Origin of the sequence: Sphingobium lignivorans, from assembly GCF_014203955.1 — a bacterium.
GTDB lineage: Bacteria > Pseudomonadota > Alphaproteobacteria > Sphingomonadales > Sphingomonadaceae > Sphingobium > Sphingobium lignivorans.
The window spans coordinates 3014505-3029358 of sequence record NZ_JACHKA010000001.1 but is presented as its reverse complement, the minus strand read 5'-3'; the positions used below and the strand labels follow the sequence as shown (position 1 = coordinate 3029358).

The following is a 14854-nucleotide window of genomic DNA, read 5'->3' as shown; positions in this document are numbered from 1 at the left end:
ACCTCCCGGGGGCGAGAGGTGGGGGCAATCGTCCGCCGACACCGCAGGCAGGCCGGTCATTCAGGACGCGCCCGGCCCTATCAAGCACGGAACCGTCGGTTTGAAGGCCCGAGAGGAAAGCCGCCGGACAGCGCGGAGGCCGCGCGCAAGGGGCGCGGTCGAGGGCACCGCGGGACGCCCATGTCGTGCATTCCAGCACGGATTGTCCGCGTTTTTCCTGTTTTCAGGCGTGGAGCAGAGCGCCTAGCGTGGCTATCAACCGGGGATGGGGTGCCGCATCCCACGACAGAAACGCCCGGTACGAAGCCCGGCACCAGGGGAGAGGAAACAGAATGGACATGTTCCAGCCAGGCCGTCGCAAGGTCATCCTGTCGGGAGGAATCGGCGGCGCTGCCCTTCTGCTGGGCGGCGAGCGGGCCGAAGCGGCGCCTGCCAAGGGCTGCACGTTCGATGTCGCGCCGCTGGAGCCCGAGCCGCTCCCGCCGGATCTGACGGCGCCCGCGCAGCTGGCGCGGCTGGACGGTTTCGATCTGTGGTACTGGGATACGGGCGGTTCGGGGCCTGCCATCATCCTCCTGCATCCTTCGACCGGCAGCGGTCACATCTGGGGCTACCAGCAGGCGGCTTTTGCCGCCGCGGGCTACCGGGTGATCGGCTATTCGCGGCGGGGCCATCGCGGATCGTCGGCCATGAACGCCGAGCGCCCGGGGACCAGCGCGGACGATCTGCGTCAGCTGATGGACCATCTGCGGATCGAGCGCGCGCATCTGGTCGGCAGCGCGGCGGGTGGATTTACCGCCGCTTCCTTCGCGCTGACATGGCCCGCGCGCGTGCGCACCGTCACGCTCGCCTGCACATTGCTGTCCGCGGACCCGCGGGTCCTAGCACTCATGCCCTCCGTGAGGGAGCCCTGGTGGAAGGGCCTGCCCCATGAGTTCCAGGAGCTCAGCCCCTCCTATCGCGGCATCAACAAGGAAGGCGAAGCGCTCTGGAAGTCGCTTTACGCCCAGTCGCGCGGAGACCATCCCCCGGGCAACCAGCCGGCCGGGGAGCCGGCCACAGTGGCGGCCATTGCACGCCTGACGATGCCGGCCCTGTTCATCTCCGGCGATGCCGATCTCATCACGCCGCCGCCCGTGGCCCGACTGTTCGCCAATACGGTGAAAGGAAGCGAGCTGGTCGTGCTCCCGGAATGCGGTCACTCGGCTTATTGGGAACGGCCGGCGTTGTTCAATCAGGCGATCCTGGATTTCCTGAAAAGGCGCTTGGCCTGACGGACCGTCCCTGTCCCGGCCCCGGAGCGGCGTGAAGAGATTCCGAGGCGATGGCGGCGCGCCCTGACCCATCATTCACGACGTCTTCCCGGACCTGATCCGGGATCCCGCTTCCTTCAATTTTCTCAAACCCTCCGAACCCGGCGATCTTCAATGCAGCGGGATCGGCCGTTTTCTCTTTTCCAGTCAAGCGCTCTTCAGGCTGGAGACCTTTCAACCGGTTGTGCGATTTTGCACAGAAGATAAGCGACATTTGGATTTGCTGCGGTTTTTTCGAACGGATAGTGCGATCTCTCAGTAGATCGAACCGAGCAAGTGAGCGCGACATCGAGGTGACGCGCTCAAGGCGCTCAGGGTGCGCCTGGAGATGGATGTCGAGGTTATTCAGATTTGAGCGTTGCCCAAGCCGTTGATCCAATATGGTTCAATCGCTCGGCGCGCGCAGACAGTTTCAGCAATCAGAACATGAATCAGGAGAGGGGTATATGAAGAAGGTCACGCTCGCGTCGGCATCGCTGCTGTCGCTTGCCATATCCGGCGCAGCCATGGCGCAGGAGGAAGCGTCCCGCGCGATGCCGGACGATATCATCGTCACGGCCACGAAGATGGCGACCAATGTGCAGGATGTGCCCATCGCGATCACCGCGGTCACGGCCGAAACCCTCATGCAGAGAAGCATCACATCCAGCGCCGATCTGGGCGCGATCGTGCCGAACGCCACCTTCCGCCAGACCGGTGGCGCTTATGGCCGCGGCCTCTCGGCGTTCATGCGCGGCATCGGGCAGGCCGATACGGCGGTCTCTCAGGAGCCCGGCGTCGCCTTCTATGTGGATGATGTCTATTATCCGCTGATCCACGGCTCCATCTTCGATCTGCTGGACCTGCAGCATGTCGAGGTCCTGCGCGGTCCGCAGGGGACGCTCTTTGGCCGCAACTCCCTTGCCGGCGCCATCAATCTGGTGAGCCGGGAGCCGGAGCAGGATACCTCCGCTTATGTCGAGCTGACCACCGGCATCCGCGAGCGCTTCGACGTGCGGGCGGGCTTCAACGTGCCGCTGACCGATACGCTCGCCCTGCGCGTCTCGGGCTTCTCCAAGAACCAGCGCGGGTTCCAGGAGCGGCTGGATTTCCGCTGCGAGATGATCCGTCGCGGCACGCCGGAGCTGGCAGGCAATCTGCCCTTCCTCGTGGGCGAGAATATCGCGCCCGCCAGCAATGATCCGGACAGCTGCGTCGTGGGCCATAACGGCGGCACGCGGGCCTACGGGATGCGCGGTGCCCTGAAATGGGAACCCGCGCACAATCTCGCAATCTCGCTGATCGGCGATTACAGCAATGACACGTCCCCGGTGCAGCCGGACCAGCTCCTCTCGGTGGATGCGAGCCGCTCCATCAGCAATCCGGGACTGGCCGGGCAGGGGGCCTATTTCTCCGTCCCCGGGGAAACGCCATTCATCTACGATTCCCGTTTCGTCACGGGCGATCCCTACAAGACTTACGCGACCTATCGGGATGCGATTCCCTCCGGCACGGTCATTCCCGGCACCTTCTACAATGGCTCGGTGCGTCGCGGCGGCATTGGCTACGAGCCGATCAACCCGGTCAAGATGTGGGGCGTCACCGGCAAGCTGGTCTATGGCCTGACCGACCAGATCGATTTCACCTTCATCGCCGGTTATCGCGACGTGAGCGTAGGCTATACGTTCGATGTCGATCAGTCGCCGCTGACGGTCGAGTTGACGCGCAATCTGACCACGCACACCCAGCATACGCTCGAAGCCCGGCTGGCCGGCCGGATGGACTGGATCGACTGGGTCGTCGGCGCCTTCCATTATCGCGCGGAGGAGAACGAGAGGCGTGTGATCATCGCGCCCTTCTCCAATCTCCAGCGCTACCGGAACGACTATTACCAGCCGAAGAACGACTCCATCTATGCGAACGTCACGCTGCGCCCGTTCGGCGATCGCCTCGGCATCAATCTGGGCGGCCGCTACTCGGACGACAGCAAGCCGCTGCAGTTCGATAATCGCCAGGACGCGGTGCCGACGAACGACATCGTCTTCGATCAGGTGCTTTCGACCAAGCGGTTCGACTGGAAGGCGGGCCTGAGCTACGAGCTGAACAATTCGCTGCTGGCTTATGCTTCGGCCGCCACGGGCTTCCGCCTGCCTTCGTTCAACTCGCGCCCCTTCCAGCCGTCGCAGATCTACCAGACGCCGGGCGATGAGCTGGTGGCCTATGAGTTCGGCATGAAGGGTGATTTCTTCGATCGCCGGCTCCGTCTGAACGGTGCTGCCTTCTATACCGACTACAAGCAGCGCACGACCTCCACCAGCGGCTCGGAATATCAGCTCGATCCGCAGGGCAATCCGCTGCCGGGCACCCAGGTGACCGAGCCGCTGCCGGGCGGTCCTGCCGGCTCCACGCGCTGCCGCACGCGCACCCCGGCGGAAATCAGTGCGGGTGTGCCGGGCTTTGCATGCGTGCCCCGCACATATGCTACCAATACGCCGGGCAAGGTCTATGGCATCGAGCTGGAGCTGCGGGCCGAGCCGGTCGATGGCCTGACGATCGACGGTTCGCTGGGCTATGCCAAGTTCGACTCTCCCGACCTCAAGGCGCTCAGTCGCGTCACGGATCGCCTCATCGGCGTGCCGGAATGGAATGCCAGTGCCGGTGTCCAGTATGAGGCCGAGGTGCCCGCGCTGGCGGGGACGATCACCCCGCGCGTCGACTGGTATTATCAGGGTGCCATCAGTTTCAGCGCGGCCCGCCGGGAGTTGATCGCCGATCCTTATTCGCTCTTCAATGCGCGCCTGACCTACAAGAACGAGGTCCATGATTTCTCGGTCTCGCTGGCGGTCACCAACGTCTTCAACAAATTCTATTATGTGAGCCTGCTCGATTATTCGGGCCTCGGTTTCCCCAACACCAATGCACAGCCGTCCGTGCCCCGCGAATGGGCGCTGACGCTCCGGAAGCAATTCTGAGGCGCATGATGGATCGCATGGAGGCCTCGCCGGGCGAGGCCTCCGCTTCTTTTGGGAAAGTCGAAGGCCTATGAGAACCCGACGCAAGGCCGAGAAGCAGGAGCCGGCAGGGATTGCCCGCTCATCCGGGAGGCGGAGATGAACGACTTTTCCTGGAATCGCCGCGCCTTCCTCGTTGCGGGCGGCGCGATGGGCATGGCCGGCATCGGCACGGCGCTGACCGGCCCGCGTGCGGCAGGCCGTGACGGGGGCCGGGATGGGGGGAGCGGCTCGGAACATTATGTGACCGGCGCGCCGCAGCCCGATCTGCCGCCCATGGAGGTCACGCTTCCCGGGTCCGTCGCGCGGCTCGATGGCGTCGATCTCTGGTACTGGGACACGGGCGGGGCGGGGCCGGCCGTCGTGCTGCTCCACCCGGCGACCGGCAGCGGCCATGTCTGGGGCTATCAGCAGGCAGCGCTGGCCGAGGCCGGCTATCGCGTGATCGGCTATTCGCGGCGTGGCCATCGCGGTTCAAGCCCGGTCGATCCGGCCGCGCCCGGCACGGGCGTCGAGGATCTGCGGATGCTGGTCGACCATCTCGGCCTGCGGGATTTTCACCTTGTCGGCACGGCGGCCGGGGGCTTCCTGGCCGGAGGCTTCGCGCTGGCGCAGCCGGAACGGCTGAAGAGCCTGACCATCGCCTGCTCGATCGTCTCCGTCGCCGATCCGCAGGTGCGGGCGCTGGTGCCCTGGCTTTACGAGGCCTGGTGGAACGCGCTTGCCCATGATCTGCGCGAGCTCAGCCCGTCCTATCGCGCCACCAATCGCGCGGGCCATGCGCGCTGGAACGAACTGCATGATCTTTCGCGGGGGGACAATCCGGAGGTCAACCAGCCGGCGGGCCTTGTGGCCTCGCTCGATACCATGTCGCGGATCACCGTTCCAACGCAGCTGATCTACGGCGACGCGGACCTCATTTCGCCCCCGCCGATCGCGCGCAAGCTTCAGGCCGCCATCCCGGGAAGCGCGCTGACCATCCTCACCGAATGCGGGCATTCGGCCTATTGGGAGCGGCCCGCCGCGTTCAACCAGGCCCTGCTCGATTTCTTCAAGCGTCAGGCAAGCTGACCGAAAGGCAACAATGACCGAAACCGCCGAGATCACTCATTTCATCAACGGCAAGTTCCGCAAGGATAGCGCGCCGCGCCATGCCGCCCTGTTCGATCCCGCGACAGGCATCCAGTCGGGCGTCCTGGCTCTGGCTGATGTCGCGACCGTGGACGACGCGGTGGCGAGCGCGAAAGCGGCCTTTCCCGAATGGGCCGCGACCCCGCCTCATGTCCGCGCCCGCGTCCTGTTCCGGTTCCGCGATCTCATCGAGCAGAACATGGACCGGCTCGCCGCCATCATCAGTCGCGAGCACGGCAAGATCGTGACGGATGCGAAAGGCGAAATCCAGCGCGGGCTGGAAGTGGTCGAGTTCGCCTGCGGAATTCCCGAGCTGCTCAAGGGCGATTTCAGCGCCCAGGTCGGCCGGGGCATCGAGGCGCATTCCTTCCGCCAGCCGCTCGGCGTCGTCGCAGGCATCACGCCGTTCAATTTCCCCGCGATGGTGCCGATGTGGATGTTCCCGGTCGCGCTGGGTTGCGGCAACTGCTTCGTGCTCAAGCCGTCCGAGCGCGATCCCACCCTCGGCGTGGAGCTGGCGCTTCTGTTGCAGCAAGCGGGCCTGCCGGACGGCGTGTTCAATGTGGTCCATGGCGATGCCGTCGCCGTCAATGCCCTGCTGGACCATCCGGATATCGCCGCGATCAGCTTCGTGGGTTCCACGCCCGTGGCCGATCATGTCTTCAGGCGGGGCACGGGCAATGGCAAGCGCGTGCAGGCGCTGGGCGGGGCGAAGAACCACATGGTGGTCATGCCCGACGCTGATCTCGATCAGGCGGCCGACGCCCTGATCGGCGCGGCTTATGGCTCGGCCGGCGAGCGTTGCATGGCCATTTCCGTGGCCGTGCCGGTGGGCGCGGAAACGGCTGACCGGCTCGTGGCGAAGCTGATCGAGCGCGTCCGCGCGCTGCGGATCGGCCCGGGCAGCGATCCGGCGAATGACATGGGGCCGCTCATCACGGCCCAGCACCGGGACAAGGTGCGCGGCTATATCGATGCCGGGGTGGCGGAAGGCGCGACGCTGCTGCTCGACGGGCGGGATTTCTCCCTGCCCGGGCATGAGAATGGCTATTTCATCGGCGCGAGCCTGTTCGATCATGTGACGCCGCAGATGCGCATCTATCAGGAGGAGATTTTCGGTCCCGTCCTCTCCGTGGTGCGCGCCGCGAACTTCGAGGAGGCGCTGGCACTGGTGGATGCGCATCCCTTCGGCAATGGCACGGCCATCTTCACGCGGGACGGCCGGACCGCGCAGGATTATCTGCATCGGGTGCAGGCCGGCATGGTGGGCATCAACGTGCCGATCCCGGTGCCGATGGCCTTCCATGCCTTTGGCGGCTGGAAGCAGTCCCTGTTCGGCGATCATCATATGCACGGGCCCGAGGGCGTGCGCTTCTATACGCGCCTCAAAACCAGCACGAGCCGCTGGCCGGTGGAACCGAGCGCGGGCGCCGATTTCCTGATGCCGACCCAGAAATGAGTCCTGTCTTCGGCCGGATGGCGCAAGCCGTCCGGCCCGGCGCAAGCCGTGGCGGGCGCGGGCCTTGTGCCCGCGCCCGATCCTTTTATCGCGTGGGGGCCTGATCCTCGAACAGCGGCTTTGCCTGATAGCAGGTCGAATGGTCCGGGCAGTAATTGGGCGGCAGGCGGCCGCTCACCGGGTTCGCATAATGGAACCACATCGGCTTGACGTTCGGAAAGTCGATGAATTCCGGGCCCGGCCCGAAGCCGACCGCCCGGATGCCCATGTCGAGAATGTCCACGTCGGGCGGATAGGCGGCGCGGAGCTTGTCCATCACGCTTGGCGTGCGATCGGGCGCGAACTGCTTGGGGTTGGGGTCCGGCACTTTCGCCCAGCCATTCTTGTAGCCGTCGGACCGGAAATACAGCTCGTCGATGGACTGGTGCTGGAACTTCCAGACCCCGTCCTCCAGCACGATCCTGTCATTGGGATACATGCCGCTCTGGAAGCTGCCCGGCCCGTCATTGCGGCTGCTGAACGAGAACAGGCGCGTGCGCAGCTTCGCGCCGAGGCCGCTTGGCTCGACATCGATGACGGGCTGGATGCGCAGATGGATCTGGATGAAATTGCGCGGCGTCCGCGGCGGGCCATATTGGGTCAGCTCGGCCGTGCGGATGCGTTCCGGGCCGACATAGAAGCCCACCTGATATTTGCCGCGCCGTCCCGTCCGCGCGAACAGGGCGCTCGATCCGTCCCAGTTGAAATCGTCCAGATAATAGCCGAACGCGTGCGAGATATTCTCGGCCCCGTCTCGCGCGCGCGCATGGGCCAGCTCGGTTTCGAGCCGATCCAGATGCGCGGCATCGATCCCGTCGGGCGCGGTGGCCGCCTTGCCGGATGAAGCGCTCGCTGCCTGCGGCGCCGCCGCCAGCACGGCCGCGCCGTCCGGATAGCTCGGCGCCTTGCCGGTCACGGGATTGGGATAATTGAACGCGGGGATCCAGCTTCGCCCGGCCGGGAGCGCGATGGTCGAGGCGGAATCGGGCTCATAGCCCTTGGCCGGCACCGGCTCGGGCAACTGGCTTTTCGTCCAGCCCTGATAATAATCGGAGCGCAGCCTGGGGAAGAGCCGCATCGCCTTGATGCGCCACAGGCCGCCTTCCCGGACATAATGGTTCTCGAAGATCGCCTGCGTCCACCAGCCGCCGACATGGTTCTGGCCCAGCATGCCGAGCTGGAAACCGCGTGCCCAGGCTTCCTCGCCGCCGGGCGCCACCGTCACGATCATCTCCATTTGCAGATGCTCGTTCACTTCGCCCTTCAGCAGGCCGTTGGACGCGATGGCTCCGAACGAGCGCCGGATGCTCTGCTCGCCCCGGTAGATGCCGGTGCCGGCGATTTCGAGCGTGCCGTCCTTCGCGAACAGGTCGGTGACATCGGTCCACATCTTCTGGTCGACATAATAGCCATAGGCATTCTGCAGCCGCATGACGGCATCTTCGGCCGAGAGCCGCGCCAGCCGCGCCTCGATTTCGCGCAGGCGGGCGAGGGCGGCCGCCTGATCCGTCGGGGCCGCGCCGATCCGCGCGCCGGCAGGCGTGGGCGGGATGGGGATGCCGGCGCTCCGCGCCGTGTAATGGAAGGGCACGACCGGCAGGTCGTCCTGGATGTTGCGCCAGCCATCCTCGTAGCTGCCGGCATACATGGGGTAGAGATGGAGGCGTGCGATCTTCCACACGCCATCCTCCAGCACATAGTCGTTCTCGGAGATGCCGCCTTCCCAGCGCGCCTCGCCGCCGGCCTTGCCGAGCATGGAGACTTCGTGCCAGCGCCCCTTCGCGCTGCGTCCGTCCGGCGCGAGGGAAATCACCGGCGTGAGCTGCATGCGCGTGGCGACCTCGCCGGGGAGCAGGCCCATGCGTCCGCCGCCAAAATGCTGGCGCAAATAGGCAAGGATGGCGTTGCGGCCCTTGGCCTTGTCCGTGCCGACCACCAGTTCGCCTTGCCGCGCGAACAGGTCGGCCATCTCGTTCCACAGGCCGAATTGCGCATAATGGCTGTAGGCGATCTGCAATCGCTTCGCCTGTCGCAATCCCTCGGTGCGGGAGAGCTCATGGTCCAGTCGCCCGATGCGCTCGGCCGTGGATGTGTCGATCTCCGCCGCGTGCGCCGGCATGTGCATGGGCGCCATGCCCAGGCACAGCAGCGCGCCGATGCGACGCCCGCGGCCAAACTTCCCTGTTGTCATTCCGCTCTCCTCTGGATTTTGCGCGCCGCTCTCAGGCGGCTTCGGCCTGCACGGGATTGCTGAGTGTCCCGATCCCCTCGATCTCGATCGTGACTCTGTCCCCGGCGTGGATCTGCGGGGCATGGCCGTCCGTGCCCATGATGATGACATCGCCGGGCACCAGCGTGATGTAGCGCGTCATGGCCACGATATAGTCGGCGATGGAGAAGATCATGGCGTTGGTGGGGAAGCTCTCGCGCAGGTCCCCGTTCACCAGCACGCGCGTGACCAGCGCGTCGAGATCGACATCCCGGCGGATCCAGGGGCCGAGCGGCTTGAACGTGTCGGCATTCTTGGAGCGCCAGAAAGTGCGGTCGGCGAATTGCCAGCCGCGCGCGCTCACATCATTGGCGATGGTGTAGCCGAACACATGATCCAGCGCGTTGGCGAGCGTGGCATGCTTGCACCTTTTGCCGATCACCACGGCAAGCTCGGCTTCCACCTGCACATTGGGCGGCACGTCCGCCGGCAGGACGATCGGCTCGTCCGGGCCGATGATGGCGCTCTGCGCGCGATAGCCGATTTCCGGCGTGCGCGGCCAGGTCTTGTCATGATCGAGGCCGAACTCGTCGGCCGCCGTGCGGCAGTGCCCGGCATAGTTGATCCCGCAGGCATAGAAGGTCGGCGGGATAACAGGGGGCAGCAGACGGGCCGTGGCGAGCGGCACCGGGTCTCCATCCGCTGCCCAGTCGCCGAACATGTCGCCGGCGATGGGCACGATGCTCTCGCCCGCGACATAGCCCGCGCGCGCGCCTTGCGGTGTCTCGAAACGCAGCCAGATATCGGGTGTGGCAGTCATGGGTCCAGCGGTTCCTCGGTCCGCGACATGACGGCGGCCGTCTTGGGGGTGAGATAGGACGGGCGCCGGCCGCTCACCGGGTTCGCATAATGGAACCACATCAGCCCGATGGTGGGGAAGGGCGCATAGATCTCGCCCAGCAGCGGCGCGTCCGGCGGATTGTCCCGCAGCAGCGCATCGGCACGCGGGATCATGCGGTGGCCGAGGCCCTCGGGAATGCGCGTCCAGGCATCCCTGTAGCTGCGCGTCTGGAGATAATGGTCGATCTCGACATGAGCGAGCCGCCACACGCCATCTTCCAGCCGGGCTTCGTCCTCATAGATCCCGGCCATCATCGAGCCCGGCCGATCGAGCGCGGCGTTGAACTGCAGCAGGCGGGTGCGCAGCTTCGCGCTCTTGCCGTCGGCCGCGACATGGATGACCGGCTGGATGCGGGCATGGATGGGAATGAAGGTGCGCGGCGATGCCAGCGGGCCATAGCGACCGGACTGCATGGCATGGATGCGCTCGCGCCCGACATAGAAGCCCACGCCGGGCGCTTCCCGTCGCCCGTCGCGCGTGAAGGTGGCGGCGAGGTCCTGCCAGCGGAAATCATCGATATAATTGGCGAAGGCATTGGAGACATTGTCGATCGCGATCGACGCGGCGGCAGCCTCCACCCGGGCGCGAAGCTGCGCCATGTCGGGCGCGTCTCCCGGAACCGGATCGGCCGGCGCGCAGGTCGCGAGCAATGGCGGCTCGGCGGGAGCCGGTGCATCGGCGGCGCGGGCCGGGAGGGGGCGGGGCTGCGTCGGCAGGTCCCAGCTTGCATCATGGGTCGTGCGCATCCTGGGATATTCGCGCACCGCCTTCAGCCGCCAGATGCCATCCTGCTTCTCGAACAGATTGTCGAAGAGGGTCAGCGACCAGAAGGCCTTGCCGGCATTGTTGCCGCTCATGCCGAAGTCGAAGCCCCGGGCCCGGGCGCTGCGTCCGTCCGGCGCGACGCAGACGATCAGATCGAGCATCACATGATCGTTGAGATCGCCATGGTTGAGGCCGGCCGGCCCGTCGCGCTCCAGCATCGCGCGGATGCCCTCGCGCCCGCGATGCAGGCCGGTCCCGGCACTGGCATGGCTGCCGTCCGGCGCGAAGAGGTCGAGCGCGTCGTCCCACATCCGCCGGTCGAGATAATAGCCGTAGATATTCTGGAGGTTGCGCACCGCATCCTCGTCCGCCAGCCGCGCGGCGCGCGCGGCGAGGACGCGCGGCGCCAGGGCGGGGCCCTCCGCGTCGACCGCGCCCGTCATCGTCACCGGCGCGCCGACGCTGGCCGCCTCATAATGATAGGGCACGACCGGCAGATCGTCCTTCGCGCTGTGCCAGCCCTTCGCATAGGTGCCGCGGAACTGGGGATGATAGGCCATGCGGCGGATCCGCCAGCCGTCCGCCTCGCGCACATAGTCGTTTTCGTGGATGCCGCCGGTCCAGTTGTCCTCCCGCCGCGCGCCACCGAACAGCCCCACCTCGTGCCAGCGCCCTTTCGCGCTCCGGCCGTCGGGCGAGAGCGTCAGCACGGGCGCCATCGGCAGCGTGGCGTGCAGGCGGTTGGGACCGCCGCTCTCCGCGCCGCCGAGCCGGGTCCTGAGACTGTCGCGGATGGCCGCGCGCCCCTTCGCGGCCGTGCCGTTGCCCCAGTCGAGCGCCGCATCGCGCGTGAACAGCGCCGAGGCAGCGGCCCAGTCGCCGGCCTCGACATGATGAGCCAGCAGGGTCTGCAGGTCTCGCACGGCGCGGATCGCCTCGGTGCGCTCCAGCGCGAGAGCGAGGGGGACGGGCGGTTGGGCCGCGTGTCCTGCTGCCGGCGCCACCGCCAGGCAAAGCGCCGCGATGGCCGCCCGCGCGCGCTTCGCCCGGTCAGTAGCCATTCCGGTCCAGCCTCGTGTCCGGGTGTGTGGCGCAAGTGACGCAGTCCGGCCAGTAATGCGGCGGCACGCGCCCGCTCACCGGATTGACGTAGCTGAACCACATGGGCGTGGCGGAGGGATAGCCCGGATAGGCCGGCCCGTTGAAGACATAGGGATTGAACATCTGGCTGCCGGGTATGTAGCCCTGCTGGCGCTGGCCGAGCTCCGTCAGCGGGATGTCCGGCGGATAGGCCGTGATGAGCATGTTGGGCTTCATTTCGGCGGGTTCCGCCTCCACCCCGGTCCAGCCCTTGGCATAGCTTGAGGAGCGATAATAGAATTCGTCGATCGCCACGCTCCAGAGCTTCCAGACCCCGTCCTCCAGAACGGCCTGATCGTTGGGATAGACGCCGCCGGAGAAAGTGCTTGCCCGGTCGTAGCTGCTGCCGATCGAGAACAGGCGCGTGCGGAACCGCGCGGAGCGTCCGTCCGGCGCGATATTCATCACCGGCTGGATCCGCAGATGGATGGGGATGGACCGGCGCGGCGACCGGCGCTGGCCCCATTTGGTGACTTCCGCCTCGGTGATGCGGTCCGGGCCGATGTAGAAGCCGGCATAAGGCATCTCGCGCGCGCCCTTGCGCGCGAAGAGATCGCCGAGCAGCTTCCACTCGAAATCGTCGATATAATTGCCGAACGCGTTGGAGACATTCTCAGCGCCAATGTCGGCATGGAGCAGCCGCACCTTGCGCTCGCCCTCGAACAGGCGGTCGACGAGGGCGGTGGACCCAGTAGACGCCGGTGCTTGTCCGGCCCCCGCCGCCGCGATCTCGCGAGACACCGCGCCGGAAAGGTCGATGCGCTTGCCGGTGACGGGATGCATGTAGCTGAAGGCCGGGACGCTCCCTTTCGGCGCGGCCGAGGGCGCATCGGGTGCCTGCGCGGCGGCGGGCGGCACGGGATCGAGCCGGCTCTTCGCCCAGCCTTGCTCATAGTCTGCGCGGAAGCGCGGATGGAGGTTCATGGCGGCGATGCGCCAGATCCCGTCACGCTTGCGATAGACATTCTCGAAGATGGAGACGGCCCAATAGCCCTTGTCGTCGTTCCGGCCGGTCATCGCCAGTTCCAGGCCGCGCGCGCGCGCCTGCGTCCCATCGGGATCGACCGTGACGATCATGGCGACCTGGACATGCTCGTTGAGTTCGCCTGCGCCAATCCCCGCCGGTCCCTGCCGCTCCAGTCCGCGCCGGATGCTGGCCTGTCCGTTCCACGCGCCCAGCCCGGCGATGTCCAGCGTGCCGTCCGTCTCGAACAGGTCGCTCACATCGTCCCACATGCGCCGGTCGACATAATAGCCATAAGCATTCTGGAGATTGCGCACGGCATTCTCCGCGATCATTTGGGTGAGGGGCGCGTCCAATGCCGCCACCGTCCCGGCGGCATCCTCCAGTGGCGCCGGCGCCGCCAGCTCCGGGATCGGAATGCCGGCGGATCGGGGCGTGTAATGATAAGGCACGACCTTGAGGTCCGCCTCCACATTTCGCCAGCCCTCTTCGTAGCTGCCGTCGAACTGGGGATAATAATGCATCCGGGCGATCAGCCAGACGCCATCCCGCCTCACATAGTCATTCTCGTAGATGCCACCCGTCCAGCGGGCGTTTCCGCCCTGCGAGCCCAGCATCGCCAGCTCATGCCAGCGTATCTTCGCGCTGGTCCCGTCCGGGCCGAGGCTGGCCACGGGCGTTGCGGGCAGCAGCGTGCGGACCTCGCCGGGCGCGAGGCCGGCGCGGCCGCCACCCAGCTCCCGCACGATCCATTGGCGGATCGCCGCCTTGCCGCGCATGGTGCGATCGCCCACGATCATCTCGGCATCGGGCGCGAAGAGATCGGCCATCTCGTCCCACAGGCCGACTTCGGCGAACTGCGTGTAGGCGATGTGCAGCCGGCGCACGTCGCGCAGGGCGGTGACGCTCTGCGTGTCGCGCGCCAGCAGGGCAGCCCGCTCCGCGATGGTGGGCGCCGCTTCCTGCGCGATGGCCGGCATCGCACCGGCCGCGAGCCCCAGAGGAGCGAGGCACAGCGCCGCCAGGCAGAGGACCCTAGAAGCCATAGACGAACGCTGGATTGTCGACGAAGATGCGCTTGATCGTCGCGGCATCGCCGACCCATTCATGCACGAGATCGATCATCACCCCGACGTCGGGCGAGGCGTCCCCCATCGCGAGATAGGGCCAGTCCGATCCCCACAGCAGCCGCTCCGGATTGGCGGCGACGAGCGCATCGTGGAACGGCTTCAATTCCTCGTAGCGCGGATAGGCGGCGGATTGCCGGCACAGGCTGGTCTTCACCCAGACATGCCCGTCGCCCATGAAGCGCAGGAGCTGCTGGAAGGCCGGATCATTCACGCCGCGCGCCACGCTGAACCCCGCCAGATGATCGAGCACGATCGGGATGCCGAAGGGGATGAGCTTGGGGATCACCTCGACATGATGGTCGATCCCGGCCCACAATTCCGGGTGCCAGCCCGCATCGGCCAGCAATGGCGCCATCTCGATGGCCACATTGGCGGAGATCGCCCCGATATAGGGCCGTCCCTGCGGATCGAGCATGTCGACGAACCGCAGGCCCTTGAAGCCCTGGCCGTCCAGTTCCGCGATGCGGGCCGGGGTGAGTTCCGCGCCGCCCAGCGCGATGCCGCGCAGGCGCCCGCCCGAGGCGGCGATGGCGTCCGCGATCAGCGTTGGATCAAGGCCGTAGGCCGCGGGCTGGACAAGCACGCCATAGCGGTTGCCGACCGTATCCAGCATGGCGAGATGCCGCTCGACCGGCGCCTGGGGCGGCGCGTAATTGGGCGGATTGACGAGGCTGTACCGGTCATAGGGGCCGAACACATGGCTGTGGCAGTCGACGGCATTGTCGGGCTGCCGGTTCGTCGGGGCCGTCGGCATGCGGGGAATGACGGTTTCGATCTCGGACATCTGTACTCCTTTGGCAGGCGCTGGCACGC

Annotated in this window: 10 protein-coding genes; 4 read left to right on the top strand and 6 right to left on the bottom strand. The window is 66.5% G+C overall.

Translation table 11 applies throughout. The features are described 5' to 3' along the window. Nucleotides 1-338 precede the first annotated feature (338 nt). Nucleotides 339-1274: an alpha/beta fold hydrolase gene (locus tag HNP60_RS13930; RefSeq protein ID WP_260394899.1), complete on the top strand. Its 936-nt coding sequence runs from the start codon at nucleotides 339-341 to the stop codon at nucleotides 1272-1274. On the opposite strand, the gene HNP60_RS13925 is transcribed toward HNP60_RS13930, so the two are convergent. Further along, the gene (locus HNP60_RS13925) at nucleotides 1231-1692 is read right to left on the bottom strand and encodes a hypothetical protein (protein WP_184154861.1); all 462 of its coding nucleotides are present in this window, start codon (nucleotides 1690-1692) and stop codon (nucleotides 1231-1233) included. The genes HNP60_RS13930 and HNP60_RS13925 overlap by 44 nt on opposite strands. A gap of 67 nt (nucleotides 1693-1759) precedes the next feature. Between HNP60_RS13925 and HNP60_RS13920 the strand changes: the two genes are divergently transcribed. The 3 genes from HNP60_RS13920 to HNP60_RS13910 all read left to right on the top strand — a co-directional run bounded on the left by HNP60_RS13920 (nucleotide 1760) and on the right by HNP60_RS13910 (nucleotide 6893). Next, entirely contained in the window at nucleotides 1760-4264 is a 2505-nt protein-coding gene (locus HNP60_RS13920; protein WP_184154858.1) for a TonB-dependent receptor, read from the top strand. A 138-nt stretch (nucleotides 4265-4402) separates the two neighbouring features. Beyond that, nucleotides 4403-5374, top strand: coding sequence for an alpha/beta fold hydrolase (locus tag HNP60_RS13915; RefSeq protein ID WP_184154855.1), 972 nt, complete (start codon nucleotides 4403-4405; stop codon nucleotides 5372-5374). A gap of 13 nt (nucleotides 5375-5387) precedes the next feature. After that, the gene (locus HNP60_RS13910) at nucleotides 5388-6893 is read left to right on the top strand and encodes a CoA-acylating methylmalonate-semialdehyde dehydrogenase (RefSeq protein ID WP_184154851.1); all 1506 of its coding nucleotides are present in this window, start codon (nucleotides 5388-5390) and stop codon (nucleotides 6891-6893) included. 85 nt (nucleotides 6894-6978) lie between these two features. Here HNP60_RS13910 and HNP60_RS13905 read toward each other — a convergent pair whose 3' ends face one another. From HNP60_RS13905 to HNP60_RS13885, 5 genes are read right to left on the bottom strand one after another with little or no spacing between them, the layout of a single operon-like run. Further along, on the bottom strand, nucleotides 6979-9123 hold the full coding sequence (locus tag HNP60_RS13905) for a nuclear transport factor 2 family protein (RefSeq protein WP_184154848.1): 2145 nt from the start codon (nucleotides 9121-9123) through the stop codon (nucleotides 6979-6981). Nucleotides 9124-9154: 31 nt separating this feature from the next. Then, nucleotides 9155-9961, bottom strand: a complete 807-nt coding sequence (locus HNP60_RS13900; RefSeq protein WP_184154845.1) for a fumarylacetoacetate hydrolase family protein — start codon at nucleotides 9959-9961, stop codon at nucleotides 9155-9157. Continuing rightward, on the bottom strand, nucleotides 9958-11868 hold the full coding sequence (locus HNP60_RS13895; RefSeq protein WP_184154842.1) for a nuclear transport factor 2 family protein: 1911 nt from the start codon (nucleotides 11866-11868) through the stop codon (nucleotides 9958-9960). Before HNP60_RS13895 ends, HNP60_RS13900 begins: the two co-directional genes overlap by 4 nt. Beyond that, nucleotides 11858-13957: a nuclear transport factor 2 family protein gene (locus HNP60_RS13890; RefSeq protein WP_184154839.1), complete on the bottom strand. Its 2100-nt coding sequence runs from the start codon at nucleotides 13955-13957 to the stop codon at nucleotides 11858-11860. The genes HNP60_RS13895 and HNP60_RS13890 overlap by 11 nt, the downstream gene beginning before the upstream one ends. Continuing rightward, on the bottom strand, nucleotides 13947-14825 hold the full coding sequence (locus tag HNP60_RS13885) for an amidohydrolase family protein (protein WP_014077126.1): 879 nt from the start codon (nucleotides 14823-14825) through the stop codon (nucleotides 13947-13949). Before HNP60_RS13885 ends, HNP60_RS13890 begins: the two co-directional genes overlap by 11 nt. Nucleotides 14826-14854 lie beyond the last annotated feature (29 nt).

Bases quoted from the DNA above. Each gene is read 5' to 3' on its own strand.
- HNP60_RS13920 (WP_184154858.1), top strand. From the start codon at position 1,760: ATGAAGAAGGTCACGCTCGCGTCGGCATCGCTGCTGTCGCTTGCCATA.
- HNP60_RS13895 (WP_184154842.1), bottom strand. From the start codon at position 11,868: ATGGCTACTGACCGGGCGAAGCGCGCGCGGGCGGCCATCGCGGCGCTT.
- HNP60_RS13900 (WP_184154845.1), bottom strand. From the start codon at position 9,961: ATGACTGCCACACCCGATATCTGGCTGCGTTTCGAGACACCGCAAGGC.
- HNP60_RS13930 (WP_260394899.1), top strand. From the start codon at position 339: ATGTTCCAGCCAGGCCGTCGCAAGGTCATCCTGTCGGGAGGAATCGGC.
- HNP60_RS13915 (WP_184154855.1), top strand. From the start codon at position 4,403: ATGAACGACTTTTCCTGGAATCGCCGCGCCTTCCTCGTTGCGGGCGGC.
- HNP60_RS13905 (WP_184154848.1), bottom strand. From the start codon at position 9,123: ATGACAACAGGGAAGTTTGGCCGCGGGCGTCGCATCGGCGCGCTGCTG.
- HNP60_RS13910 (WP_184154851.1), top strand. From the start codon at position 5,388: ATGACCGAAACCGCCGAGATCACTCATTTCATCAACGGCAAGTTCCGC.
- HNP60_RS13890 (WP_184154839.1), bottom strand. From the start codon at position 13,957: ATGGCTTCTAGGGTCCTCTGCCTGGCGGCGCTGTGCCTCGCTCCTCTG.
- HNP60_RS13885 (WP_014077126.1), bottom strand. From the start codon at position 14,825: ATGTCCGAGATCGAAACCGTCATTCCCCGCATGCCGACGGCCCCGACG.